Below are 23,162 nucleotides of genomic sequence, written 5' to 3' on the forward strand. Positions count from 1 at the left end.
TTGGGCCCGGGGTGCCGGCCAGCGGCCGGCACTACCGTTCAATCCCCCATCACCCGCCCGATGGCATCGGCCAGCAGAGTGCGCACCCGCGCCGGCGGCAGGTCCGGATCGCGCACCGCACGCATCGCCAGGCCCTCCACCAGCAACCGCAGCAACAGGGTGCGGCCGGCAATCCGTTCTTCGTCCAGCGCCCGGCCAAGGCTTGCATCACGCTGTCGCAGCCAGGCCTGGATGGCGGCGCTGGTCTGGTTGTCGTGGGTACGCAGCACAGCGGCCAGCTCCGGATCGCGATGGGCCTCGGCATTGATCTCCGCATACAGCGCAACGCTGGCAATCGCGTTGCCGTGAATCGGCAGCACCTCACCGCGCGCCCATTGCTGATAGCACTCCAGCAGCCCGTCGACCAGGTCGGAGGCCGCCGGCATCTCGCTGATCGAGGCCTGGTCGTGGCGCAGCTGGCGTTCGATCAGGGCCAGGATCAAGGCGCGCTTGTTGGCGAAATAGCGGTACATCAGCCCCTGGCTGATCTCGGCCTCGGCGGCGATATCGCCGATGGAACCGGCATGGAAGCCGCGGGTGATGAAGCACTTCTGGGCGGCGTCGAGTATGCGGCGGCGCTGGGCCTCGGCATGGGCCGCAGTGGGATCTTCGGAGGTCGGGGCTACGGCGGATTTCGGCGTCATTGCGTGAGGTCAGGGCGTCCAGAGGCGGGATAGTACGTCACAAAAGATGTGAATGAACGGTCATTCATTTGTAATTCCCGCCTCCCAGACTGCGCCGGCCTTCTCCTTCCGCGAATGAGTCCGATGCGCCACGCCACGTTGCACCGCCCGTTGCTCACCCTCGCCATCGCTGCCGCTCTGCCGGCGCTGGCCCATGCCGAAGAAAGTCCAACTGCGGATGCCAGCGCATCCGCTGATGCAGCGCGCACCGTGGTCGCCCTCGACCAGGTGATGGTGACCGCGCAGAAGCGCGCTACCAACCTGCAGGAGACGCCGATCTCGGTGTCGGTGGTCGATGCCGAAGCGCTGAAGGATCGCAGCGCGATCTCACTCGGCAGCCTGTCTGATGGTTCCATCCCGTCGCTGCGGGTCACACCGTTCGCCACCCGCAGTTCTGCACTGAACATCGGCATCCGTGGCGTCGGCGCCTCCGGCGACGCCAACCAACCCGCACGCGATGCCGGCGTCGGCATCTACGTCGACGGTGTGTTCATGGGCCGTGCGCAGGGCCTGGGCAGCATGCTCTACGACGTGGAGCGCATCGAAGTGCTGAAGGGCCCGCAGGGCACGCTGTTCGGCCGCAACACCGAAGGTGGCGCGGTGAGCATCGTGACCAAGGCACCGACCGGCGAGTTTGGCGGAAGCGTCAGCGCGGGTGTGTCCAACTTCAGCGGCTACAACAGCGCGCTGCACCTGGACCTGCCCAAGCTGGGCGATGTCAGCTTCAAGATCGACGCCGTGCAGGCCAAACGCGGCGGCACCACCGACAACCCGATGCGCGGTGAGCGCGACTTCAACAGCTACGACAAGCGCGGCGCACGCCTGAGCGCGTTGTGGCAACCGAGCGATGACTTCTCGCTGCTGTACGCGTTTGATCGCTCCTACGACGCCACCACGCCGTACCACACCCAGGTGCTGGTGCCGGGCGCCTACCTCAGCCCGCTGCAGAAGGCCGGTGCCAGCCAGGACCGTCGCGACAGTGCCATCCTGGGCGGACCGCAGAAAGACAACATCGGCCGTACCAGTGGCCATCTGTTGAGCCTGTCATGGACGTTGAGTGACGCCCTCGAGTTGAAGTCGATCAGTTCCTACCGCGAGTTGACCCAGGGCCAGTTCGACATGGGCCTGGTCGACGCGATCTCTGCCTATGGTGGTGCTGGCACGCCGTTCGGCCGCTACAGTCTGGCGCAGGTCTACCAGCACCAGTACAGCCAGGAGTTCCAGTTGATCGGCAACACCTCGCAGGTGCAGTTCCTCGGCGGCGCGTTCTATTACCACGAAACCGCAGGCGATAACGCGCAGACGCCGAACATGCTGGTTTGGGGGCCGGGCGGCAACAGCTATACGGTGAACCCGGCGACCAGCCCGCTGGATCTTTCCCGTGTACGGATCGACCGCGCCAGCAAGGCGTGGACCGACAGCCTGGGCGTGTTCGGCCAGGCCACGTGGACGCCCGAAGCGCTGCAGCGACTGCACCTGACTGCCGGCGGTCGCTACACTCGTGACGACAAGAAGGGCAGCCTGTACATCGTCAATGGCGCGGCAACGAACCTTGCGTTCAAGGACCGCTGGAGCCGCTTCGACCCGATGGTCAACATTGCCTATGACCTCGGCGAACACGCGATGGTCTATGCCAAGTACAGCACCGGCTTCAAGGCCGGCGGCGCCAACTCGCGTTCGACCAATTACTCGGCATTCGGTCCAGAGGAAGTAGCGGCCTATGAGCTGGGCTTCAAATCGCAGTTCTGGGACAACCGTGCGCGCCTGAACCTGGCGGTGTTCGATTCGACCATCGCGCACAAGCAGATGGACTTCTCGCTGCCGTTCGACCCGAACAGCGGTGAAACCCGCACCACCATGGTCACCACCAATGCGCTGAGCGATGGAAAGTCGCGGGGTGCGGAGCTGGAGTTCAACGCGATGCCGGTGGACAACCTCACGCTCGGCCTCAACTACGCCTACACGAAGATCGATTCGCAGACCGCAACAGACCCGTTCGGCGCCGGCGTGCAGGTGACCGTGCAGCCGCTGCTGGCCCCGAAAAATGCAGGAAGCCTGTCGGTGGACTACCTGGTGCCGTTCGCCAACTTCTCGGCACTGAAGTTCCATGTGGATGGCAACTGGTCCGATGGCTACTACACCAGCGAGTACGACCAGATGCTCACCGACAGCTCCTTCGTGGTGAATGCACGGGTGGCACTGGTGGATGTGCCGGTCAACAGCACCGGCGCCACGATGTCGTTCTCGTTGTGGGCACGCAACCTGCTCGATGAGCAGCACCTGTTCTACAAGATCAACAGCGCGGCGCTGGGCCAGAGCGGCATCTTCAACGACCCGCGTACTTTCGGCCTGGAAATGGCCGTCAATTTCTGATTCGAACGGAGAGCCCCATGAAGATCCGCCATACCGAACTCGCCCTGGCCCTGATGCTGAGCCTGCCGATGGCCGCAACCGCGGTTGCCGCCGACGCATCGCAGGCGGCTTCCACGAAGGCGACGACCGCCGCCAATGTGAAGCCTGTCGCCGCCGACGCACAGCGGGTGATTCCGCTGCAGGGCGCCTGGAACGTACGTACGTTCGCCGGCCTGCAGGGTCGCCACGGCCGGATTCCAGCCAATGCGTTCGTGCGTACCGCCGACCTCGGCCGCCTCACCGATGCCGACCGTGATGCCCTGGTCGCCGCGGGCGTGAAGCTGGACATCGACCTGCGCACCGCCGATGAGGAAGCACAGTCGCCGGACCTGCTGGCCCGCGATGATCGTTTCAATTATCAGCGCATCTCGCTGATGGGCACCGAGAAGATGGACCTGCAGAAGATGATGGCCAGCTTCCCGGATTCGTTGGGCGAAGCCTATGTGCAGTGGCTGGACCACAGCCAGCCGCAGTTCAAGCAGGTGTTCCGGCGCATCGCCGCGCAGCAGGATGGTGCGGTGCTGTTCCATTGCACGGCCGGCAAGGACCGCACCGGCATCATCGCCGGCCTGTTGCTGGACCTGGCCGGCGTGTCGAAGGCCGAGATCGTGCACAACTACGCGATCTCCGCGCATTACCTGGAAGGGCAGCCGAAGGACAGCGCGATGAACGCGCAGCTCATGGCGCTGGTCAAGCAGAACCCGGAGATCGGTCGCAAGATGGCGGGCATGGCAGGTACTGCGCCGGACAACATGGAGCAGTTCCTGGCGGCGCTGCACAGCCAGTATGGTGGTGCGGAGGGTTACCTGAAGGCGATCGGGGTCAGCGAACAGGAGATCCAGCAGTTGAAGGTGCGGCTGGGGCAGGCCGGCTGATAGGTAGTACCGGCCGCTGGCCGGCTCCCCTTTGACGTCCAGAGACCGAAGGAGTGCCGGCCAGCGGCCGGCATTACCCGCAGCCAGGCGGCCTGGCTCTACTGATCGGGTTTCACCCTTACCACCCGTTTCCGGTACTCATACACATTGTCACCGCGGATGCGCTTTTCCTCGGTGCCGGTGACCCGGGCCACCTGCTGGTCTGAACCGGTCACGGGCTGTGCCTCGATTTCGGTCTCGTGCTCGAAGGAGTGCGATTTGTCGGTGTTGCGGTAATAGCGGTACAGCGCCCAGTACAGCGCGGTTGCGCCGGCTGGACCTGCCGCCAACAGCCAAAGGCCACTGTCGTCGCTCATGTCGATGCCACCAGGAAGGCAATTGCGAGGGCTTCAATGACGGTGCCGGTGGCCAGGGCCGCCAGCAGCATCTTCCATTGCTGCACGGGCACGCTGCCCATGGTTTCGCCGGTACGGCCGTTCACTGCGATGTAGTGCAGCATGCCTCCGTTCCTGCCGGGCTGGTGGTACGAATACAACCACACCGGCAGGTACATCGACACCCAGCGGGTGCCATGCACCTCCAGTTGTTCCTGCTCCCAGCGCACGCCACGGTTGTAGCGCTTCACCGAACCTTCCACCTGTGCGCGGGCAATTGACAGCAGCTGGTCTTCCAGCCGTGGCCGCAGCTTCTCCACGTCGAGGTTGCGCTTTTCAGAGGTGAAGCCGGCCAGGTACGAAGCGTTCCATTTCACCGCGTTCTTGGTATCGAACGGCAGGATGGTGTTGATGATGTTGTTGGTGTTGGCGCGGGTATCCAGATTGCCGCGCTCGGCCGAGGATTCCAGTGGTAGGTCATCCACGGTGAAATCGACCTGCCGTTCGACGTGGTAGACGTCGGCGTCATACAGGGTGCGCTTGTTTTTCTCGCTGCCTACGGTGTACTGCCGGGTCTGGATCTCGCCCTTGCCGGCCACGGCCGCGCTGACATTGCTGTCGACGATCATGTAGGGCAGGAACACGCCCACCACGTTCTCCGGGGTGAACTGGTCCTTGAATGCCTTCAGCGCGAACATGCGGCGCTTGTCGACGAACTGGCGGATGCGCGCGACCGCATCGTCCTTCTTGATATGGAAGGGCAGCACCGCATCGGGCACCGCGCCGTTGGCGATCTGCTCGTTGACGCCGAAGACGTGGCGGCACCAGTGGCAACGCGCCGTCATCGTACTCTCGGTATTGACCGTGACTTCGGCGCCGCAACCGGTGCATTTGAACGTCATCAGTGCCGAGGTGTCGGCATCGATGTCACGCGCGCCGGAGGCGATGACCGTACCGCGCAGCTGGTCGATGGCTTCGCCAAGGCCGAATTCTTCCTCGACCCGCGCGCCATGCCATTCGTGACGGCAGTACAGGCAGACCAGGATATCGGTCCCGGCTTTGGGCCGGATGTCGGTGGCGCCGCACTTCGGGCAGCGGTTGAGACCGTCCTTCAGCTCGCTGGCCGAGGTATCGATGGCAACAGGATCGGGCGCTTCCACTTCATCGCGGATGGCCTGCGGCAGTTTGGAGGTGTCCAGCGGGAAGCTGCCGGGCAGGGGAGGGGCGTCCTGCGGCGAACCGGGCCCATCCAACGACGCCGCCGGCAGGGGCGGCGGCGTCGCGGGCGCGGATCCGGGCAGCGGCGGTGGGCCGTTTCGGGGATCGGACATGTTGGGTGTGCGTCCTGCCGTTACAGGCCCAGTGCCTTGGCCTTGAGCGCGTCGTAATCGCTCTGGGTGATCAAGCCCAGATCGAGCATTTCCTTGGCCTTCTTCAGCTTGGCGACCGGATCGTCGGCCGCCGGGGTGGCCGGCTGCTGCATGCCGCCGACACCGAACATGCCAGACGCCATGCCGACACCGACCAGACCTGCCGCGCCGCCGTTTTCGCCGGCCGACTGGATGCCCTGGGCGACGCTGGCCTGCAGGTTGGAATTGCCGCGCGAACCGGACAGCGCATCGGCGCGCTGCACGGTCTTCAGCAGCTCGCGGGTGTTGGCGTCGTACTCGATCGAGACGATGGCGGTCTTGACGATGGCCAGGCCGCGGTCGGACTTCCACTGGTAACCCTGTTCGACGGCGGCCGACAGGCTCTGCGCGAAGCCCAGCGAGTCCTGCTGCAGCTTGGTGATGCGGTTGCCCTTGCCCGGATCGTTGGTATACAGGCTGAAGGCCGGCGCCAGCGAACCGACCACTTCATTGAACAGCTGGCTGGCGGCGGCGTTGTCCAGATCGGTGAAGTCGAACACCTGGCCCGGCTGCAGGTAGCTGGCCGGCACGAAGTTCTTCACGAACAGGATCGGGTCGACGATCTTCAGCGTGTACGAGCCACGGGTGACCGCGCCTACCTGGGTGTTGAGGAAACCGTCGTCCCAGTAGATTTCCGACTGGGTGCCGAAGCGGTTGTCCGGCAGTTCCTTCAGCGAGACGAAATAGGCCTCCTGCTGCGAACCCGGCTGGCCGCCGAACTTGAAGCGTTCCCAGCTCTGCTTGATGAAGGTGCTGACCAGGCCGTCGCCGGCGAAGATCGACTGCGAGTTCAGATCGTCCGAGCGCCACTCGTAGCCACCCGGTTCGGCGACGAACGCGGTGATCGCGCCGTCCTGGAACAGCAGCAGGCCGTAGCCCTCCGGCACGATGATCTTCGAGCCGTTGCTGATGATGTTGGACGAGCCGCTGGTGTTGGAGCCGCGGCCGGCGTTGGTGCCCTGCGGCACCGCCGCGAACAGGGCGGCCGTGGACGGCAGGCCCGCCGGCACGGTGTAGAAGTCCTTCCACTGGTCGGCCAGCACACCGCCAACCGCACCCTTCACCGCCTGTACCAGACCCATGACCAACTCCCTGTGATTCGAAGGCAGGCACCATGCCTGCCGAGCTGGACTGAATATAGCAGCGGTGGAGGACGGCAGTAGTGCCGGAACATGAATCCGGATCAGCGCCGGCCAGTGCCGGTTGGCCCGGCCCGTACCGCCTGCAGCACGGCCGCCATGTCCAGCGCCCCCGATCCGGACGCCAGTGCCTGTGCGAACCGCGCGTCGCTGGCGTCGATCAAGGGCGCATGCATGCCCACCTCATGGGCGGCAGCGGCTACCAGCCCACTGTTCTTGCGCACGTCGGTGATCGACGCCTGCACGCTGAAGTCACCACGGATCATTTTGTCCAGCTTGATTCGCGATACTTCGCTGGCCATCGGCCCTGCGTTGAGCACCTGCGCGAAGCGGTCAAGCTCGATGCCGTGTGCTTCGGCGAAGTACACCGCTTCGGCCAAGCCGGTGACCAAGGTGATCAGGTACAGGTTCACCGCCAGTTTCATGCGCAGTGCGGACGGCACTGCACCACAGCACACCGTTTGCCTGCCCATCGGTGCAACCAGTGGGGCGGCTGCCGCGAGGTCGACATCGGCACCGGCCAGCAGGATCACCAGCTGCGCCGCTTCGGCCTGCACGCGTGAGCCAGACACCGGCGCTTCCACGTAGCGGCCGCCCGCGGCACGGATCTGTTCGGCCAACGCCTGTGAGTACGCTGCCGAGCTGGTACCCATGTTGATCAGCAGGCGGCCCTCGACCCGCTCGCCAAACGCCGCGCCATGCCGATCGAGCACGCTGTCGATGGCATCGTCATTGGCCAGCATCAGGATGAGGGTGTCGCAGGCCGCGAATACCTCGTCCACCGCCTCGCAGACGTTGATGCCGGCGGTGCGCGCGGCCGCAAGGTTGCGATCGGAGCGCGACCAGCCGCATACCTCGTAACCTGCGCGAGCCAGATGGGCCGCCATGGACGTTCCCATCACTCCAAGTCCCAGGAATCCGATGCGCATGATGGACGTCCGCTGGCCGCAGAGCGCCCATCATGCCATGGGCAGTGGCCGCTAGAGCATGTAAGGAATCTTGAACGCCAGCGTAAAGTCCGGTGCGTCCGGGGTCAGTCCGATGCCCAGCAACGTTACCAGCGTGGTGTGCTGGTTCAACGCATAGGTCACGCCCAGGTTCAGTGATGCCGCATTGGCGTCACTGCCGATCACCTTCATCCACTTGCCACCCTGGAAGCGGGTGGAGGCGCGGGCGCTGATGCGGTCGCTGAAGGACAGGCTCAGGCTGGTCCGCTCGTTGAATGCGAAGGCAACACCTGCACCGAAGTACACCGAGCCTCCCAGCTTCACGTCGCCTGGGTTGACCGTTTCCGGATTGCTGTCGATGTCGCTGAAGCCGCGAGGGATGGAGTGCACGTACCCGATGTTGGCGAACAGGATGGCCGGGTCAGCGGTCTTCACCATCGACAGGCCGAGGTTGGCCTGCCATACGCCGTTGCCGGTGGGCTGCTCGCGCGGCACGGCGAAGCGGATGTAGTCGTCGTCATCGCGCTCGATCACCTTCCAGTCCAGGCCGTAGGGCGCGCGCCCGGTGGGGGCGGTGACACCGGCCGTGAGCACGGTCTCAGGGCGCCAGCCGCGTTCGCCGAACAGCCGGTAGTTCGCGCTCAGGCCAATGTCGCCCAGGCCGTTGCCGTTGGTCTGCTCCTGCGCGATGGCGGCCGCTGCACCGCCGGCGCCGCCTTTCTGGTACACGGTGCGCCGCGCCAGGTAGGGCACATCCAGGTTGAGGGTCAGGTTCGGGCTGACGCCCCAGCGGGCCGCCACGTTATAGGTCAGCGAGTCGGACTCCACGTTCTCGATGGCGATATTGCCTAGGAAGATGGCGTCCAACGCGAGGAAGCCGTTGAGGGTGAGCTGCTTGCGGTCATAGCGGGCGTAGGTGAGGCTGTTCTCGATGGTGAAGCGACGGGAGAACAGGGCCGATTGCTGCTGCTTCACGTCGTCCACGCTGCGCCGCGACTCCTGCTTGGCCTGTTGGGCCTCGGCAGCGGTACTGGCGTAGCCCTCGCTGCTCGGTGGAACCGCGGCGGCCGCCGCCTGCGCCAATGGTGCGGCCGGTGGGGTCGAGGCTGGGCCAACCCGCCCGCCCAAGCGTGCCTGCATGGCCTGCACCTGCATGTCCAGTTCGCGCAGCCGCCGCACTTCCTGTGCGTAGTTGGCTTTCAGCTGTTCCAGCTGGTTGGCCAGGGCCTGCACGTCTGCGCCATCGTCAGGCGTCGGCGGCACGGCAAGGGCGGTGCCCGCCAGCGCCGCCAGCGCCAACGGGGTGATCCTCATCAGGGTGTGCATGTTCGTGTCCTGCGTTGTGGAGCGTTTCCCCCAATGCCAGGCCCTGCTACTGGCCCGGCCCCATGCCGCGGTTCAACGCAATCGCCTGGGCCACGTTCTGGCTCAACGGCAGGTTGCCGCCCACGGCGTTGCGCACCAGCTCCAGCCGCAGTTGGTTGCTGGCGATCTGGCCGTCACCAGCGAGGGCGATGCCCTGGCCGACGCTGCCATTGCGGATCCACTGCTGCACCAGCCCCTGGCCATCCACCTGCAGCAGCAGGCGTGCCTGGTTGCCTTCCAGCACGGCCGTCGCGCTGGCGCCGGCTTGCTGCGCGGTGATGTTGCCTGCGTCATCAGAGAGAACAGCCGGCACGCCACCCTCGCGGACGGTCAGCGTGGTGACGTTGCGCGCGACATTGCCATCGCCGGCCACCTGCACGCTCTGCACCAGGCCGCTGGCGTTGGCAAGGCCGCTGCTGTCGATGCTGCGTCCGTGGGTATCGGGCAGCGGCGCATCGGCTGCCGTGACATGCACGCTGGGCTGGAAGCTGAGCTTCGGCGCGCCACCACCGCGGAAGTCCATGCCCAGGGTCAGGCTGCCCTGCAGGGTCGTGCCGTTGCTGGCCTGCCACTGCGACACCATGGTGACCCCGAACCAGGCAACGTTGTTGCCACCCACGGTGTAGCGCCCCCGCATCAGGCTCAGCTCCGGGTCGGGGATTTCCGTGAGTCCACGCCCGGTCCTGCCGTCGGCGGCCTGCAGGGGCAGGGCAGGGGCCATCAGCAGCAGCGCCATCCATACGTGTTGACGGAACATGGTCGTACCTCCTCAGAACAGGTCGGCGTGGCTGAAGCCGAAGTCGACCAGTTCGGCATCGGTGATCGGCCCTTGCCGCGCATAGAGCGCGCGGGCACTTGGCCGTTCGCTGGGTTGCAGAAGAACGGTGTTGCGATCGAAGTCGCTGCCGATCACCACGAAGACCGCGCGAGATGGCCAGGCAGCCAGGAACTCCGGCAGCGCCAGGCTGCGGTTGCCGAGGATCGGGTCGGCCACTTCCACGATGCCGTTGCGGACCTGCTTGAGCACCACGAAATGGCGGAAGCCGCGCACATCCATCAGCACCAGTCCTGGCACGCGAAGGGTGCGCAGTCGTGTTTCATCGATGCGGTAGCCCCGGCCACGCATGCCGAGCGATTGCACGTAGCGCTTGATGTCGAGCAGGGAGAAGCCGCGCTCGGCCACCAGCGCTGGATCGGAAACTCCCATCATTCCTTCGATCACCGTGGCTTCGTCGGTCTGCAGGTGATAGGCATGGCGCAGGATGGTCGCCAATGCGGCCGCCCCGCAGCTGTAATCGGTGTGCTGGCGCACCACGTTGCGGTAGCGCCGCTCCTGCATGCTTTCCACCTTCTGCTGCAGCAGCGCGCCATTGGGCAGCACGCCGGCGAAGTGGACTTCGCCCGCCCATGCCGATGCGGTGCCCATCAGCAACAGGAAGGCAAGCAGGCGCATCGATGGAGGGCAACGGATCATCTACGTTCTCCGGCAGCAGGGGGGAGCCCCTGTCCCAAGGGGGAGGAGGAACAGGGGCTCCCGGGGACCCGGCCATTGGCGGACGGCCGGGGTGTTGCGCTTACTCGCCGCTGCCACCACCGCCGCCGGTGCTGGGCTGGGCGACTGCCAGGGCCAGGCTGTTGGCCTGCAGGTTGCCGGTGCCCGCAGCAACGTTCACGCCGATGTTGCCGGAGGCGCCCGAGAAGGCACTGCCGGACAAGGCCGAGGTGTTGGTCGCATTGACGTTCACCCACCGCGTGGTGCTGACCGTGCCGCTGAGGCTGGCATACAGGTCAGCCACGCCCAGTTCGACGAACTGGCTGGTGCCACTCTCACGCGTATCGAAGCCCAGGCCGCCCACCCCCGGCCGGTTGGGGTTCATCGTGGCGTTCTGGATCTGGTTGTCCAGATCGATATGGCCGGTGCTGTTGCCACCCGGGTGCGGCAGCTCGCCACTCCACGTATCCAGGTAGTAGTTGGCCATCTGGTAGGCGTTGCCGGTGCCGCGGTAGGTGCCCGCGCCATAGGCCAGTGTCAGGCCGCTGACGCCGCCACGCATGCCGACCTGCACGGTATCGGTGTAGGACTGCACGAAGCCGGCGTTGCTGACCGTGTTGCCGGTGGAGACCTGGTTGGAGCTGATGCTCGACTGGGCCACCGCCGTGGTCGCTACCGACGCCGCGAGCGCGTTCTTCTGCTCATTGTTGTTGCCCGAGGCGATGTTCACGCCGATGTTGCCGGACGCGCCGCCAAAGGCGTTGCCGCTGAGACCTGCGGCGTTGGTGACACCGGAGTTCATGGTGGCGTTGCCGAAGCCGGCCTGGTTGACGAACACCTCGGCGTCGGCCATGCCGAAGCTGAAGGACGCATCGGCCGCAGATAGTGAGGCCGCGTTGTCCTGCGCATTGTTGTCGCCGGAGACGACATTGAAGCCTAGATTGCCCGAGGCACCGGCGCCGACGCTGTCACCGATCGACGCGCTGTTGGTGACCAGGCTGTTGCTGGTGGCGTTGTTGCTGATCGACTGCCGGTTGTCGATCACGGCAATGGCCGCCGAGTCGAGGTCGATGTCGCCGGTGATGTTCGGGTCGCCGGAGAAATTGATGTCGGTGCTCAGGCGCAGGTCCTTCTCCAGGTTCACGTCGACGCCGTGGTTGTTCTTTTCCTTGCGTTCGTCGGCCTGGATGTTGCTGTGCTTCTGCACATTGACGTTGACGGTGCGGTTGCGCACGTCGTTGTCGGTGTGGTTGTGCGTGTCGTTGCGGGTCTCGCTGACGGTGTGGTTGTGGTTGATGTTCGCGTTGGCGTTCTGGTTGTCCCAGCCATTGGCCGCAGCGGCGGTCGAGGCAGTGGCAATCGCCATGGCGAGCATGGTCTGTTTGACGGTCGCTTTCATGGTGCCCTCTCTCTCATCAGGTGGTGCATCGGTTGGGTGGTTGTCACGGGCGGTCCTGCACGACCAGGCCCAGTACGTTGGCCGTGTCGTTGCCGTTGCCCGCGATCTGATTGAGTTGCAGGACCCCGTCGAATCCCCGCAGTGCGGTGCTGGCTACACCGGCGCTGCGGGTGCCCGTCGCGACGCCGCGACCGGTGTCGTCCCGCCCCCCTGCCAACGCGGAACCCTCGGCGGCCAAGGCCGTATCGTCGGTTTCGCGTATGCCCTGTCGGGCCAGCGTCGCGCTGACGACGTTGAGCGTCGTGTTGGCGATGCCGCTGGCCTGGTTGATGGATGCGATGCCACTGGCACCGGCCAGTGCGTCACCGCCAATGAACGCGGTGGCCTGCAGCGGCCCGGACAGCACGCGGTTGCCCTGCTGCAGTTGTCGGGCATTGATCGCCACGTCGGCGTGATCGCCCTTGGCGATACCCCGCAGGTTGGCCTGCACGTTGAGGTCGCCGGCGGCCTGGTTGACGGCGATGGCACCCGTCGCCCCGGCCAGTGCGTGGCCGTCGATGCGGGCCACGTCGAGATAGGCGAGCATGCCGCCGTAGTCATCGGCCCGGGTCGCCCAGGGCGCGGCAGCGAGCAGCAGAAGCAAGCCGTGCAGGGCCTTCATTTTCCACCTGCCGGGGCCGTGCCCTGCAGGGGGAACTGGGCCAGTGCGCCGCGCACGGTATCGGCGATACCGCGGGTGCTGCTGCCGACCGCACCAAGCGGACCGCTCATGGCGCCCCCGAGGTTGCTGCCGACCATGCCATCACCACCGCGGCCAAGCGTGCCGCCCAGGGCCTGCTGGGTGACCCGTTCAACGGTAGTGCCGCCCGATGTCGCGACGGACGCTGCCTGGCCGGCACCCATGCCGGCATAGTCCTCATCGCTCAACTCGTCCATGCCGTTCGTCGTGCCACCGGCGCCCAATGCGGCGGCGATCTCGCGCTGTGGCTTCGGGTCGGCAATCAGCGCCATGCCCGGTGGTGCCATGCGATAGGCCGGCCGCGCGGATACGTCCCGCAACAGGACGATTTCGCCCGGCTGTGCCTTCACGCCCTGGCGGGCGCCGGACGCGGATGCGCCCGCGCCAACCAACAGCAGGGCGATTGCCAGTGCCGCGGCCAGGCAGCGAATCAGGGTGGTGCCGTCCATGCCGATCTCCCGCGATGGGTGCGGCGGAACCACGCATCAACCGTGCCAACCTCGAAGTGCCCACCCGCCAGTGTCGGGACCGTGCAGCACCTGACCGTGCTGCTGCCACGGTGTTACAGGCACGTCGCGGAATCGTTGGGATTTCGAAGCCCCAGGCACCGCAGGGCAAGGGCGGCGGGCAACTGTCGCATGGGTGTTACAGGTGGCGCCGCCGTCTGCAACGGTGCCGGTTCAGTCACGAATTTCTTGACGCATTGCTCATTGCGCCGCCGTTTAGGGAAGCGCTAGGATCCGCCCAACAAAGGCCGCCCCGGTGGCCGTAGAGGTCCCGGCGGGGGGCGGCACGCCGGCGATTGCCTGACAGTCCGCCGACGGTGTCCGGATGCTGGGGGAAGCATGGCAGCGGTCCCGGAGGCTTCTACGTCACGTTGCGTGCTCTGGTTTGGCGAGCCGTTGGCGAACGAGCGCAGTGCGCTGGCGGCAGCAGGCTGGTATGTGCGCAGCATCCATCCCGATCCCGCCATGGCGATAGGCCTGCGTGGGCGCGATCGATTGCTCGCCGTACTCGATCTGCGCCATCTCGATGCGGCGTCGCTGCAGCTGCTGGCACCGTGGATCGAGCAGCACCAGCATCTGCCTTGGCTGGCGGTACTGCCACCGGGCGCCGGACCCACATCGCCGGCCTGGCTGCCGTTGCTGCAGCGATGCGGTGCGCGCTTCACGCTGCCGTTCGGCCTGCAGGACCTGGTCTGCGCAATGCGCCAGCAGTTCGATGCGGATGATCCGCCAGTCGATGCAACCTGCAGTGGGTACGGACCGCACGCATTGATTGGCGAAAGCGCTGCGCTGCATGCGGTGCGCACGGTGCTGCACAAGTTCGCGCCGGTGGAACTGCCGGTGCTGGTCACCGGCGAAACCGGTACAGGCAAGGAACTGGCTGCACATGCGCTGCATGCGCTGTCGGGGCGCGCCGGCAGGCCTTTCATTGCGGTGAACTGTGGTGCGATTCCAGCCAACCTGGTTCAGTCGGAGCTGTTCGGCCACGAACGTGGCTCGTTCACCGGGGCCGACAAGCGGCAGATCGGCGTGTTCGAATCCGCTCATGGCGGTACGGTGTTTCTTGATGAGGTAGGCGATCTGCCGGCAGAAGCGCAGACCAGCCTGCTGCGCGTGCTGCAGGAGGGAACCTTCGAGCGCGTGGGCAGCAGCCAGCCGCTGCGCGCGGACGTGCGGGTACTTGCCGCGACCCACGTCGAACTGGAACACGCGGTGGCGCAGGGGCGGTTCCGCAGCGATCTCTACTACCGCCTGAACGTGCTGCGCCTGCTGATGCCACCGCTGCGCGAGCGCGGTGCCGACGTGCAGCTGCTGGCCGAGCACTTCCTGCGCTGCTTCCGGTTGCGCCACAGCGTGCGTGCACGCGGTTTCGCACCGGCCGCACTGCAGGCGATGCGGCGCTTCGACTGGCCCGGCAACGTACGCGAACTACTGAACCGTGTGCAGCGTGCAGCGATCATGGCCGAGGGCGAGCTGATCAGTGAGCGTGACCTGGAGCTGGGCGCATCGGTAGCGGTCCTGCCCGCGGCGGTGCTGCACGACGCGCGCGGCCAGGCCGAGCGCGATGTACTGCTGCAGACCTTGCGCCAGACCGGCTACAACGTCTCCGAGTGCGCGCGGCAGATGCAGATATCGCGGGTCACGGTGTATCGCCTGTGCCGCAAGCACCGGTTGGAACTGCCTGCACAGCGCTGATCAGCCGGCCGCCAGGTGCTTGAACAGGCGCAACGGTTTGCCCGCGACGCGCTCGATCACGCCCTTGGCTTCCAGGTCCAGCTGCACGGCCTTCAACCACCAGCCGGCGGTGGCACCTGCCGGGAACAGCGCGGCGGGCAGGTGTGGCAGCAGTGCCTGTTTCGCCTGCGCGACAGTCAGGCCGGGCGGTTGCGCGGGCAGCGCCCGCAGCAAGGCATGGCGCATGGCGAGGTACTTGGCGCGATCCACGCGCTGGATGTGCCCGGGCGTGGTGATGCTTTCGATCTCGATCCGTCCGGGCTCAGGCATGGGTATCTCCCGCGACCTCGATGCGTGGGCTGCGGAAGCCCATGGCGATCCACGCCTTCATCAACCGCGCATAGAAGCGCAGCGACCGGGTCTTCAGGTTCGACACATCGTCAGGAAGCACAGACGCATCAGGAAGATCACTGACCATGGTCCGCATCTCCACGGCAGGTCTTGTCGATGCCGGCCACAACAGGCCATACAGGCTCAGCCAATGGCCGCCGCTGAACTCCAGGAAGAGCGGCGTATTGCAGCAGCCCGCCAGCACGCGGCGGCTGCCGCCCCTGCTGGACAATCGCAAGGCACGCAGCATGGCATGCCCGGCATCGATGCTGACGCGATCCTTGCGGTGCATTACGAAGAGCGTCTGGCCGTGCGGGCCCAGCACGGCCGGTGCTCGGGGCATCGACTGCAGCATGGCGCCGGCCTTGCGGCAGCTGTCGCAGCAGCATTCGACGGTGGCAATCGGTTGGCCCGTGGCGGTCAGGCGTACCTGGCCGCAGGTGCAGGCAAGGGGCTGGTGTGAGGCCATCTGCGTTTTCTCCTGGGGTAGTCATCCTCTCGACGAACCGGGGCGCCGAAAATCGACAACATCTGCCTTCAAGGGCGCATCATCCGATAGCGGATGCGGTACAGGTCCAACCCTGCACCGTCCGCGCGCCGCGCCGAATAGGTCAAGGTGTCGGGTTGCGATCCATCCAGCATCGCGCCGTAGCTGTCGCCGGAGGCCTCGTTCAAGGGCGAGGGCAATGCATGGCCTGCGTCATAACGGCCTCCACGTGCGTAGGCAATGAACTGGCGCACCGGTGCACTGCCGAAGTTCTGGGCGCGGGCAAACACCACCGTTCGGCCGTCGCCCAGGAAGGTGGCATCGAACTCCTGCGCTGCGGTATTGAGGTCTCCCGGCAGCGGCCGTGCCGGCTGTGCCATGCCACGGACCATCGCTGCGACGTAGAGGTCATGGCCACCCGCACCGCCTGCGCGATCGCTGGAGAACAGCAGCGTGGCTGCGTCCGGCGAGAGCATCGGCGCGAATTCATCGGCCGCGCTGTTCACTGCCGGGCCAAGATTGACCGGCTCCCCGAATCGACCGTCGCTCCCCATGCTGACCCGATACAGATCGTCGCCGCCCTGGCCGCCTGCGCGATCCGAACAGAAATACACCACGCGGCCATCGGCGGAAAAGGCGGGATCGAAGTCGCGCCCCTGCGTGTTGAACGGCACCGGCGTCGCCGGCCGCCAGCGCTGCCCATCGTTGCGGGAGACCCAGATGTCATACCCGCCCGGACCGCCGGGCCGGTTGCGGCTGAACCACAGTGCGGTTTTTCCGTCCGGGCTCAAGGTCAGTCGAATCTCGTCGTATTGCGTGGATGCAACGCCCGGGGCAAAGCGTTCCGCGGGGCCTACGATCTGCAGCACACCTGATGGAGGCACGGGAGGCGACGCAGCAACCAGCAGCATCACGGCCAGCAGCGCCTTCATGCCTGTCGCTCGAAGTCGCTGACCCAGTTGGTTTCCCAGCTGCGCCCGCCATCGGCCGAGGCCGCCTGTTCCCAGCGCGCCGAGCGCGGGGTAATGCGTGACCAGATCACCCGCGTCTGGATTGATCGACCGTCGTGCTGGTCTCCGCCGAAGAAGCGGCCGACTCCGGCCTGGAAACCACCACGCAGTGGCGCGCCGATCCGGGTCGGCTCGCGGCCATCCAGCCACCAGCTCAGCCAGTGCTGCTCCGCCGCATTCCAGGCACGGATGCCCATGCCGCGCAGCGGTGCTCCAGGCACGTCCATCAGGTTGTCACCCACGTTGCCGAATCCTCCCAGGACCGGCCAGTTGTGCAGGGTGCCGTTGAACGCGTCCCACGCGTCGCTGCCTGCCAGCCGAGCGCGCAGGCGACGATGGCGCACGTTCCAATGGCCCACCAGGAAATCAAAGTCGCCCGGTGCATCCGGCAGCTTCGGAAGCGGAGAGGGGGCCGCAGCAGTTCGGCGGAACCAGTTGCGCCAGTTCACTTCCCAGTGCGCACCGGCATCGTCGGAGAACGCCTGTTCCCACCACGGCTCCTCGCCGTGGATGTCATGCCAGCGGAACCACACATCGATGGGGCGCCCGTCGATCCGGTCGGTGCCACGGAAGCTGCCGGCATCGCCCTCGAAGCCCCCGCGCACGGGGGCTTCGATACGGGCAGGATTGCGGCCATCGATCCACCAGATCGACCACGTGGAAGACACTGGATCAAATGCACGCACGCCCAGCCCCCTGTAGGGGCCCGAAGGCAGCGCCATGACGTTGTCATCAATGGTGCCGAGCCCGCCCAGGGTGAGCCAGACCGCGCTGGAGCCGGTGAAAGACTCCCAGCGGGTATCGCCCACCAGGCGCTCCTTCAGGCGCTGGTGCCGGACCCGCCAGTTGCCCTGCAACCATGTCCAGTCTTCGCTGTGGCTGGCCAGGGCCCACCCGGAGGGCAGGGCGGTGGACGCTGCCGCGGCGGCCAAAGTGGCCAGGAACTGCCGTCGATCCATGTGCGTGATCCGCTACCGAAGGTGCCTCCATCGTTGCGGGCACGAGGGGGGATTGACCACGCAGATATCGGGGCTCAGGCTAAGCCACACTTATGGTGACCCAACGCCAGCTTCCGTCGCTTGCCGCCATCCGTGCCTTCGAGGCGGCGGCGCGGCTGGGCAGCTTCGCGCGTGCCGCCGAAGAGCTCGACACCAGCGCGGCATCGGTGAGCTACCACGTGCGGCGGCTGGAGGCCCAGACCGGTACCTGCCTGTTCCTGCGCCATGCACAGCACGTAGAACTGACGGCGACGGGAGCCAGCGTCGCGCAGGAGGCCACCCGGGCATTCGATGCACTGCGCGCCAGCTTCATGCGCGCCGCAGACATGGATGCGGCGCGACTGCGCCTGTCTGTACTGCCCACGCTGGGCACCAGTTGGCTGACGCCGCGGCTGGGCACGTTCCGCGCCCGCCACCGGCAGTTCGTGCTGGAGCTGGACCTGTCGGCAGCGCCGCAGGATCTGGCCGCCGGTCACTTCGATGCGGCCATCCGCAATGGCCAGGGCGAATGGCCAGGTCTTCAGGCAACTCCTTTGTTTCCCAGCGTGTTCACACCGTTGTGTGCGCCGGCGCTGCTGCCAGCGGCCCGTGGGCTGGGCAGCAGCGCGCTGGAAATTCCCCTGCTCGGGCGGCCGGACTGGTGGGCCCTGTGGTTTGCCGCGCACGGGGACCTTCCACCGCCGGCACCGGAGAGTTTCGTCGCGCCCTTTGCCGTCGAGCATCTGGATGTCGGCGCCGCGATCGCAGGGCAGGGCATCGCCATTGGTTCGCCGATCCTGTTCCAGGCCGAGCTGGACAGCGGGCGTTTGGTGCAGGCGCATCCGGGGGTGGCCAGCGACGGTCGCAGCTTCTGGTTCGTGGCACCCACGGCGCGAGGTGGCAGTGCCAAGGTCATTGCATTCCGTGACTGGCTGGTCCAGCAGGCCGCCGAGGCGCGGCATGCAGCCCGCCATTACCTGGCCCGGGCGGTAATGCCATGAGCCAGAGCCCCGAACTGCTGCGGCGCCTGCTGCGCGCCAAGGACCGGATGGATCGGGCCAGCCATGAGGAATGGCCCGTCGCGCGCCTGGCTGAGGTCAGTGCGGTGTCGCCGGCGCACTTCGCCCGCTCGTTCAAGCAGGCCTTCGGGCTGCCGCCGCACCGTTATCTGCTCAGCCGCCGCATCGAACGAGCGGTGGCGCTGCTGCGTGATACTGATCTGGCGGTGACCGAAATCGCCGCGCAGACCGGATGGCGCAGCCTGGGTACCTTTGGCCGCATCTTCCGTGACATCACCGGTGACAGCCCGGGCACTGTGCGCGAGCGTGAGCGTGCTGGCCAGGCGGCGTCGGCCAGTGTGCCGGAATGCCACGCACGCGCCGCGCAACGCCCGGACCTGAAGATCGCAGTTTTGGAGAAGCGCCGCCGTGAGGTGGTTGCTAACGTGGACCCCACCTGAGGGAGGTCCCATGACGAATTCTGTGAACACGGTCGGCCTGTATGTGCGCGACCAGGATGAGGCGCTGGCGTTCTACGTCGGCAAGCTCGGTTTCGAAGTGCATACCGACGTGCGCAATGGCAGCTACCGCTGGCTGACGGTACGCAGCCCAGGCCAGGATGGTTTCCAGCTGGGCCTGTTCGTGCCGGGTCCGCCCACCCACGATGCGGCCACCGCGCTTTCGCTGCAGCAGCTGGTGGCCAAAGGCGCAATGCCGCCCCTGGTGCTGGCTGTGGATGACTGCCAGGCGCGTTACACGCAGTGGTTGGCACAGGGCGTGGAATTCACCCAGGAGCCGATCGAGCGCTTTGGCGCCGTCGACGCCGGATTCCGCGATCCATCGGGCAATGGCTGGAAGATGATCGAAGCCCGTTCCGAAGCGAGGCGCCGGCAATGAGCCGAGGTGGCTGGGCACGGCCCGTGCATCGTTGGACCTCGATCGTGTTCACCCTGGCGGTGATCGCCAACTTTGTGGTGCGCGGGCTGGGGCAGGGCGAGCCTGCGGCGTGGATCACCTATTCGCCGCTGCCGCCGTTGTTCCTGCAGCTGTTCACCGGGTTGTACCTGTTTGTGCTGCACTACACAGGAAAGCGCCGCAGCGCCGGGCAGGGCGCTGCGGGTTGACGCCGGGTCAGGCGGCAGCGTCGGCGGCGTAGGCCGCCAGCAGCGCGGGAAGATCTTCCATGCGCTGGAAGATCACCTTTGCACCGGCGGCGCGCAGGGCTTCGGGCGTACTGTGGTGCGGGCCACCCTCACTGAAGCCGAACACGGTGGCGCCTGCGGCAACGCCCGCAGTGGCGCCGGTGACGGTGTCCTCGATGACGGCACAGCGCGTCGGGTCGACGCCCAGCGCTGCGGCAGCAGCCAGATACACGTCAGGGTGCGGCTTGGTGTTCGGCATGTCCTGGCCGCTGTAGACGTGGTCGCCGAAGGCATCGAGGATGCCGACCTTGCCCAGCTGCAGTTTCACCTTTAGCAGATCGGCGCCGGAGGCGCAGGCGATCCGCCCACCGGTGGCCGCAGCGATCGCACGCACGGCCTCGGGTGCCCCCTGGATCGCTTCCAGGTCACGTTCCAGTGCCCGGTTGCGCTGCTGGCGGAACTCTTCAAGCCACGCCTCGGTGAATGGCTTGCCGGTGCGTTCTTCGATCAGTCCGGCCAAGTGGGCAACGGATTGGCCAAGGAAGACTTTACCCGCCTGTGCCGGAGTCAATGGCCAGCCACGTTCGGTCAGCATCTCGGAGAGGACGCGGGCCACCAGCGGCTCGGAATCAACCAATACGCCGTCGCAGTCGAACAGCACGGCATCGAAGGGAAAACGGGACATCTACAGCTCCAGGGGGCAATGCGGTGGTGCAATTGCCCGTCATTTTCCCACAGCCATCCTTGCGTGGCACCCGGGCAGGGTGCCACCCATTCCCGGCAGGCCGGTCAACCCAGATCACACCCCGCCGGCTGCGGCCAGGTGCTGGCCGGCAGCATGTTCTTCAGCGAGGCAGGTGCGTTGATGGCCACGTAGCTGGCACCCAGCAGTTCCTCCAGATCGGCGATGGTTACCAGGTAGCTGTCCAGGCTGCCCAGGTTCGCTTCATTGGGGATGATCCAGCTGATCGCCTTGGCCGTGCCGGTGTTCGGATCGCGGGTGATGATCGTCTTCCAGAAGAACTCCGGTGTCGGAATGCCGTGGCTGGAAAGGAAATAGTCGTTGGAGGCGTCGCCGTAGACCACGCCGCCATAGACATCAACCGGCGCGATGTCGCGATAGCACTCGGCCACGTTCTCGGCCTTCACCCAGATGCCCTGGTTGAAGCTGGAGACCTGCGGAACGATGTTGGTCATGTAGTTGGCGCGGCGGATGTAGGTCGCGTTGTAGTCCATGTGATTGGAGGTCACCAGATGACCACGGTCATAGCCGGACTTGATGCTGGCGTAGGAGGCGGTGCTGGTCTGGCCGAGGCAGCCTGCCGGCAGGTCGGGGTCCTTGTAGAAGCTGGACGGCCGGGCAGCCGAGCCGGTGTCGGCGGTCAGGGTGTATTCGTAGCGGGTGGCGCTGTGGATGCTGCAATCGTAGGTGAGCACGAAGCCGCCCTTGTTGAGGGTGACGACCTGGGCTTGGGCAGCGCTGGCGAAGGCACTGAGGACGAACGCGAAGAAGAAGCTTGCAAGGCGCATTGCGGTTCTCCAGCAGAAGTTCAGGGCGCAGCCGTCCGCCACGACCTGGCAGGGCGAGGTCATGGGGAGACGGTGCGGAGTCGGGTGCAGCGGATTGCGGTGGGACGTGACCGCGTTGTTGGGCTGTGGAGGCCCTGCGGTGTCGTAAGCGTCACAAGCTGTCGTCTTTCGGTCAACGACGAAAAGACGAAGCTGTGACCGCCCGCAAGCACTGGAGAGGTGTCAGATCACACGGCGCGTGGGTGACATGCGCGCGTGCTAGGGGGGCGGTCCCCTTCGCCACCAGGCTCAGGGCTGTGCCCGCAACACGTAGTCGCCGCGGCGCGCTCCAGGTGCCAGCGACCATCCGGGCGCCAGGCTCAGCGTCCATCCATGATCCTGCAGGGGCAGTTCGCCCGATGCAGGCGCCTGCACGAACACGGCCTTCCAGTCGTTCTGCATCAACGCTCCGTCGGTGACCGTCAACGTTCCCCATACGTCGCTCAGCCGCATCGTGGGATACACCGTGCCGCTGCCAGGCAACGGCTGCATGTTGCCTGGGTCGAACTGGATGCGCATGCTGCGAAGATCCAGCCGCAGTACCGGGCCGGTTACAAAGCGGGCCTGGTTGCGTTCAAGCTGCGCAAGGCGCTGCTGTTCCCGCTGCACTTCCGTTTCGCGCAGCGCAGGCCCGTCATAACGCGCTGCCGTGGTGAGCAGTGCAGCTTCGCCGGTGAGTGGAGTGGTGTGCGTGCGCTCTGCCAGAAGTGAACCGAGATCCCGGGCGGGGTGGACAAGATTGCGATGCCATCCGGGCGCAACCTGGTCCAGCAGCAGGCCATAGGCCGGGCCGGTCGCGTAGGCGAACGAACGGACGAAGCTGCGATCACCCACTTGGGCGTGAAGGTCATGAAGTGCAGCTTCGATGCGCGCAGCGCGAGTTGGATTGCCGACGAGAACGCCGGTGTACTCGGCCAGGCCTTCATTCAACTCCAGCGCGGCCTCGTCCCGAGAGGCGGCCGGGAAGTGACGGTAACGCTCAGCACGGAACGCGAGCGCATCGTTCAACGCGTTGCGCTGTGCGCCGGGGTCGGTTGCGGACAGTGCGGCGGCAAGTGCACGCCATTCCAGCTGCAGCCAATAGCGCCCTTCGAGCGTGTCGAGGTGCTCATTGCCGCCTTCTGCCGGCGTTTCGATCGACAATGCGGGTTGCAGGCGATGGAACATCTCGTGGGCCAGCAGCGTGCGTCGCCGGCTTTCGTCCTGTGGCAGCGGCCAGAGCAGCTGCGTCCAGCGGGTGCCAGACCATTCGACGGCGGTGTTGGCGATGATCGCGTCCGGCGGAAGCTGGCCGACGAAGACCTTTCCACGTACCTGCAGGCGGCCCTGTGCATCTGCATGGGATGCCGTGACCCGTCGACTGGTCCGGTCTACCAGCATCATCGGCCCACACAGCGACGCCCCCCAGAGCCGACCGTTGTCGGCCTGGCACAGCGCTTCCGCCTCTTCAAAAACTGCGCCGGCGGCGACGTCGGACAGCGCGGGTCCGTCCGCAGACACGGGGCCGACTGCACCCAACATCAGGGCGGCAAGTGA

At 66.2% G+C, this 23,162-nt stretch carries 25 protein-coding genes and 1 pseudogene; 7 read left to right on the forward strand and 19 right to left on the reverse strand.

All coding sequences use genetic code 11. From position 1 onward, the window contains the following. Window positions 1–38: 38 nt before the first annotated feature. Entirely contained in the window at window positions 39–683 is a 645-nt protein-coding gene (locus ARC63_RS18090; protein ID WP_057504009.1) for a TetR/AcrR family transcriptional regulator, read from the reverse strand. Between the two features lie 123 nt (window positions 684–806). Between ARC63_RS18090 and ARC63_RS18095 the strand changes: the two genes are divergently transcribed. Both ARC63_RS18095 and ARC63_RS18100 read left to right on the forward strand, forming a co-directional pair. Beyond that, window positions 807–3,095, forward strand: a complete 2,289-nt coding sequence (locus ARC63_RS18095; protein ID WP_064968353.1) for a TonB-dependent receptor — start codon at window positions 807–809, stop codon at window positions 3,093–3,095. Between the two features lie 17 nt (window positions 3,096–3,112). Continuing rightward, window positions 3,113–4,009 carry a tyrosine-protein phosphatase gene (locus tag ARC63_RS18100; RefSeq protein ID WP_057504011.1) on the forward strand — a complete coding sequence of 299 codons (897 nt, stop codon included), beginning with the start codon at window positions 3,113–3,115 and terminating at the stop codon, window positions 4,007–4,009. Window positions 4,010–4,107: 98 nt separating this feature from the next. Here the strand turns inward: ARC63_RS18100 and ARC63_RS18105 are convergent, their stop codons facing one another. From ARC63_RS18105 to ARC63_RS18150, 11 genes and pseudogenes are all read right to left on the reverse strand, one after another. Next, window positions 4,108–4,365 (reverse strand): hypothetical protein, encoded by a 258-nt coding sequence (locus tag ARC63_RS18105; RefSeq protein ID WP_057504012.1) that lies wholly within the window; start codon window positions 4,363–4,365, stop codon window positions 4,108–4,110. After that, the gene (locus ARC63_RS18110) at window positions 4,362–5,714 is read right to left on the reverse strand and encodes a hypothetical protein (RefSeq protein WP_057504013.1); all 1,353 of its coding nucleotides are present in this window, start codon (window positions 5,712–5,714) and stop codon (window positions 4,362–4,364) included. Before ARC63_RS18110 ends, ARC63_RS18105 begins: the two co-directional genes overlap by 4 nt. A gap of 20 nt (window positions 5,715–5,734) precedes the next feature. Further along, window positions 5,735–6,874, reverse strand: a complete 1,140-nt coding sequence (locus tag ARC63_RS18115) for an SPFH domain-containing protein (protein ID WP_057504014.1) — start codon at window positions 6,872–6,874, stop codon at window positions 5,735–5,737. Window positions 6,875–6,975: 101 nt separating this feature from the next. After that, window positions 6,976–7,404, reverse strand: a complete 429-nt coding sequence (locus ARC63_RS23815) for an NAD-binding protein (protein ID WP_338141135.1) — start codon at window positions 7,402–7,404, stop codon at window positions 6,976–6,978. Continuing rightward, window positions 7,390–7,866, reverse strand: a pseudogene (locus ARC63_RS23820) (NAD(P)-dependent oxidoreductase); the annotation flags it as partial. The pseudogene ARC63_RS23820 and the gene ARC63_RS23815, both read right to left, overlap by 15 nt. Window positions 7,867–7,911: 45 nt before the next feature. Next, window positions 7,912–9,204: a transporter gene (locus tag ARC63_RS18125; RefSeq protein WP_057504016.1), complete on the reverse strand. Its 1,293-nt coding sequence runs from the start codon at window positions 9,202–9,204 to the stop codon at window positions 7,912–7,914. 46 nt (window positions 9,205–9,250) lie between these two features. Further along, window positions 9,251–10,000 carry a hypothetical protein gene (locus ARC63_RS18130; RefSeq protein WP_057504017.1) on the reverse strand — a complete coding sequence of 250 codons (750 nt, stop codon included), beginning with the start codon at window positions 9,998–10,000 and terminating at the stop codon, window positions 9,251–9,253. Window positions 10,001–10,012: 12 nt separating this feature from the next. Beyond that, on the reverse strand, window positions 10,013–10,717 hold the full coding sequence (locus ARC63_RS18135; RefSeq protein ID WP_057504018.1) for a C39 family peptidase: 705 nt from the start codon (window positions 10,715–10,717) through the stop codon (window positions 10,013–10,015). Window positions 10,718–10,817: 100 nt separating this feature from the next. Then, window positions 10,818–12,134, reverse strand: coding sequence for a hypothetical protein (locus ARC63_RS18140; protein ID WP_057504019.1), 1,317 nt, complete (start codon window positions 12,132–12,134; stop codon window positions 10,818–10,820). A 43-nt stretch (window positions 12,135–12,177) separates the two neighbouring features. Beyond that, window positions 12,178–12,795 (reverse strand): hypothetical protein, encoded by a 618-nt coding sequence (locus ARC63_RS18145; protein ID WP_057504020.1) that lies wholly within the window; start codon window positions 12,793–12,795, stop codon window positions 12,178–12,180. Then, window positions 12,792–13,322 carry a hypothetical protein gene (locus ARC63_RS18150; RefSeq protein WP_057504021.1) on the reverse strand — a complete coding sequence of 177 codons (531 nt, stop codon included), beginning with the start codon at window positions 13,320–13,322 and terminating at the stop codon, window positions 12,792–12,794. Before ARC63_RS18150 ends, ARC63_RS18145 begins: the two co-directional genes overlap by 4 nt. Before the next feature lie 396 nt (window positions 13,323–13,718). On the opposite strand from ARC63_RS18150, the gene ARC63_RS18155 reads away from it, so the two are divergent. Further along, window positions 13,719–15,074 carry a sigma-54 dependent transcriptional regulator gene (locus ARC63_RS18155; RefSeq protein ID WP_057504022.1) on the forward strand — a complete coding sequence of 452 codons (1,356 nt, stop codon included), beginning with the start codon at window positions 13,719–13,721 and terminating at the stop codon, window positions 15,072–15,074. Here ARC63_RS18155 and ARC63_RS18160 read toward each other — a convergent pair whose 3' ends face one another. The 4 genes from ARC63_RS18160 to ARC63_RS18175 form a co-directional block, all read right to left on the reverse strand. Continuing rightward, a complete protein-coding gene (locus ARC63_RS18160; RefSeq protein ID WP_019337410.1) occupies window positions 15,075–15,383 on the reverse strand; it encodes a DUF6958 family protein in 309 nt (102 codons plus the stop codon). It abuts the gene before it with no gap. Further along, the gene (locus ARC63_RS18165; protein WP_057504023.1) at window positions 15,376–15,912 is read right to left on the reverse strand and encodes a GFA family protein; all 537 of its coding nucleotides are present in this window, start codon (window positions 15,910–15,912) and stop codon (window positions 15,376–15,378) included. Before ARC63_RS18165 ends, ARC63_RS18160 begins: the two co-directional genes overlap by 8 nt. A gap of 68 nt (window positions 15,913–15,980) precedes the next feature. Continuing rightward, window positions 15,981–16,862, reverse strand: a complete 882-nt coding sequence (locus ARC63_RS18170) for a TolB family protein (protein ID WP_057504024.1) — start codon at window positions 16,860–16,862, stop codon at window positions 15,981–15,983. Next, a complete protein-coding gene (locus ARC63_RS18175) occupies window positions 16,859–17,899 on the reverse strand; it encodes a hypothetical protein (RefSeq protein WP_057504025.1) in 1,041 nt (346 codons plus the stop codon). The genes ARC63_RS18170 and ARC63_RS18175 overlap by 4 nt, the downstream gene beginning before the upstream one ends. Window positions 17,900–17,991: 92 nt before the next feature. On the opposite strand from ARC63_RS18175, the gene ARC63_RS18180 reads away from it, so the two are divergent. The 4 genes from ARC63_RS18180 to ARC63_RS18195 are packed head-to-tail and all read left to right on the forward strand — an operon-like array spanning window position 17,992 to window position 20,039. Beyond that, a complete protein-coding gene (locus ARC63_RS18180; RefSeq protein WP_049409626.1) occupies window positions 17,992–18,918 on the forward strand; it encodes a LysR substrate-binding domain-containing protein in 927 nt (308 codons plus the stop codon). After that, window positions 18,915–19,376, forward strand: a complete 462-nt coding sequence (locus ARC63_RS18185; protein ID WP_049409629.1) for a helix-turn-helix domain-containing protein — start codon at window positions 18,915–18,917, stop codon at window positions 19,374–19,376. The genes ARC63_RS18180 and ARC63_RS18185 overlap by 4 nt, the downstream gene beginning before the upstream one ends. A gap of 10 nt (window positions 19,377–19,386) precedes the next feature. Further along, the gene (locus tag ARC63_RS18190) at window positions 19,387–19,812 is read left to right on the forward strand and encodes a VOC family protein (protein ID WP_049409630.1); all 426 of its coding nucleotides are present in this window, start codon (window positions 19,387–19,389) and stop codon (window positions 19,810–19,812) included. Then, window positions 19,809–20,039: a hypothetical protein gene (locus ARC63_RS18195; RefSeq protein WP_057504026.1), complete on the forward strand. Its 231-nt coding sequence runs from the start codon at window positions 19,809–19,811 to the stop codon at window positions 20,037–20,039. The genes ARC63_RS18190 and ARC63_RS18195 overlap by 4 nt, the downstream gene beginning before the upstream one ends. Before the next feature lie 7 nt (window positions 20,040–20,046). Here the strand turns inward: ARC63_RS18195 and ARC63_RS18200 are convergent, their stop codons facing one another. The 3 genes from ARC63_RS18200 to ARC63_RS18210 form a co-directional block, all read right to left on the reverse strand. Continuing rightward, window positions 20,047–20,742 carry an HAD family hydrolase gene (locus ARC63_RS18200; RefSeq protein WP_057504027.1) on the reverse strand — a complete coding sequence of 232 codons (696 nt, stop codon included), beginning with the start codon at window positions 20,740–20,742 and terminating at the stop codon, window positions 20,047–20,049. Between the two features lie 104 nt (window positions 20,743–20,846). Further along, window positions 20,847–21,587: a DNA/RNA non-specific endonuclease gene (locus ARC63_RS18205; protein WP_057504028.1), complete on the reverse strand. Its 741-nt coding sequence runs from the start codon at window positions 21,585–21,587 to the stop codon at window positions 20,847–20,849. A 288-nt stretch (window positions 21,588–21,875) separates the two neighbouring features. Next, entirely contained in the window at window positions 21,876–23,009 is a 1,134-nt protein-coding gene (locus ARC63_RS18210) for a hypothetical protein (RefSeq protein ID WP_197656483.1), read from the reverse strand. Window positions 23,010–23,162 lie beyond the last annotated feature (153 nt).

Source organism: Stenotrophomonas geniculata ATCC 19374 = JCM 13324 (genome assembly GCF_001431625.1).
Lineage (GTDB): Bacteria > Pseudomonadota > Gammaproteobacteria > Xanthomonadales > Xanthomonadaceae > Stenotrophomonas > Stenotrophomonas geniculata.

Excerpts from the sequence above, each read along its gene's own strand:
- ARC63_RS18110 (WP_057504013.1), bottom strand. The coding sequence starts at position 5,714 with ATGTCCGATCCCCGAAACGGCCCACCGCCGCTGCCCGGATCCGCGCCC.
- ARC63_RS18130 (WP_057504017.1), bottom strand. The coding sequence starts at position 10,000 with ATGTTCCGTCAACACGTATGGATGGCGCTGCTGCTGATGGCCCCTGCC.
- ARC63_RS18170 (WP_057504024.1), bottom strand. The coding sequence starts at position 16,862 with ATGAAGGCGCTGCTGGCCGTGATGCTGCTGGTTGCTGCGTCGCCTCCC.
- ARC63_RS18175 (WP_057504025.1), bottom strand. The coding sequence starts at position 17,899 with ATGGATCGACGGCAGTTCCTGGCCACTTTGGCCGCCGCGGCAGCGTCC.
- ARC63_RS23815 (WP_338141135.1), bottom strand. The coding sequence starts at position 7,404 with ATGGGCAGGCAAACGGTGTGCTGTGGTGCAGTGCCGTCCGCACTGCGC.
- ARC63_RS18095 (WP_064968353.1), top strand. The coding sequence starts at position 807 with ATGCGCCACGCCACGTTGCACCGCCCGTTGCTCACCCTCGCCATCGCT.
- ARC63_RS18205 (WP_057504028.1), bottom strand. The coding sequence starts at position 21,587 with ATGCGCCTTGCAAGCTTCTTCTTCGCGTTCGTCCTCAGTGCCTTCGCC.
- ARC63_RS18210 (WP_197656483.1), bottom strand. The coding sequence starts at position 23,009 with ATGATGCTGGTAGACCGGACCAGTCGACGGGTCACGGCATCCCATGCA.
- ARC63_RS18140 (WP_057504019.1), bottom strand. The coding sequence starts at position 12,134 with ATGAAAGCGACCGTCAAACAGACCATGCTCGCCATGGCGATTGCCACT.
- ARC63_RS18195 (WP_057504026.1), top strand. The coding sequence starts at position 19,809 with ATGAGCCGAGGTGGCTGGGCACGGCCCGTGCATCGTTGGACCTCGATC.
- ARC63_RS18135 (WP_057504018.1), bottom strand. The coding sequence starts at position 10,717 with ATGATCCGTTGCCCTCCATCGATGCGCCTGCTTGCCTTCCTGTTGCTG.
- ARC63_RS18115 (WP_057504014.1), bottom strand. The coding sequence starts at position 6,874 with ATGGGTCTGGTACAGGCGGTGAAGGGTGCGGTTGGCGGTGTGCTGGCC.
- ARC63_RS18105 (WP_057504012.1), bottom strand. The coding sequence starts at position 4,365 with ATGAGCGACGACAGTGGCCTTTGGCTGTTGGCGGCAGGTCCAGCCGGC.
- ARC63_RS18180 (WP_049409626.1), top strand. The coding sequence starts at position 17,992 with ATGGTGACCCAACGCCAGCTTCCGTCGCTTGCCGCCATCCGTGCCTTC.
- ARC63_RS18125 (WP_057504016.1), bottom strand. The coding sequence starts at position 9,204 with ATGCACACCCTGATGAGGATCACCCCGTTGGCGCTGGCGGCGCTGGCG.
- ARC63_RS18100 (WP_057504011.1), top strand. The coding sequence starts at position 3,113 with ATGAAGATCCGCCATACCGAACTCGCCCTGGCCCTGATGCTGAGCCTG.
- ARC63_RS18160 (WP_019337410.1), bottom strand. The coding sequence starts at position 15,383 with ATGCCTGAGCCCGGACGGATCGAGATCGAAAGCATCACCACGCCCGGG.
- ARC63_RS18165 (WP_057504023.1), bottom strand. The coding sequence starts at position 15,912 with ATGGCCTCACACCAGCCCCTTGCCTGCACCTGCGGCCAGGTACGCCTG.
- ARC63_RS18185 (WP_049409629.1), top strand. The coding sequence starts at position 18,915 with ATGAGCCAGAGCCCCGAACTGCTGCGGCGCCTGCTGCGCGCCAAGGAC.
- ARC63_RS18145 (WP_057504020.1), bottom strand. The coding sequence starts at position 12,795 with ATGAAGGCCCTGCACGGCTTGCTTCTGCTGCTCGCTGCCGCGCCCTGG.
- ARC63_RS18090 (WP_057504009.1), bottom strand. The coding sequence starts at position 683 with ATGACGCCGAAATCCGCCGTAGCCCCGACCTCCGAAGATCCCACTGCG.
- ARC63_RS18190 (WP_049409630.1), top strand. The coding sequence starts at position 19,387 with ATGACGAATTCTGTGAACACGGTCGGCCTGTATGTGCGCGACCAGGAT.
- ARC63_RS18150 (WP_057504021.1), bottom strand. The coding sequence starts at position 13,322 with ATGGACGGCACCACCCTGATTCGCTGCCTGGCCGCGGCACTGGCAATC.
- ARC63_RS18200 (WP_057504027.1), bottom strand. The coding sequence starts at position 20,742 with ATGTCCCGTTTTCCCTTCGATGCCGTGCTGTTCGACTGCGACGGCGTA.
- ARC63_RS18155 (WP_057504022.1), top strand. The coding sequence starts at position 13,719 with ATGGCAGCGGTCCCGGAGGCTTCTACGTCACGTTGCGTGCTCTGGTTT.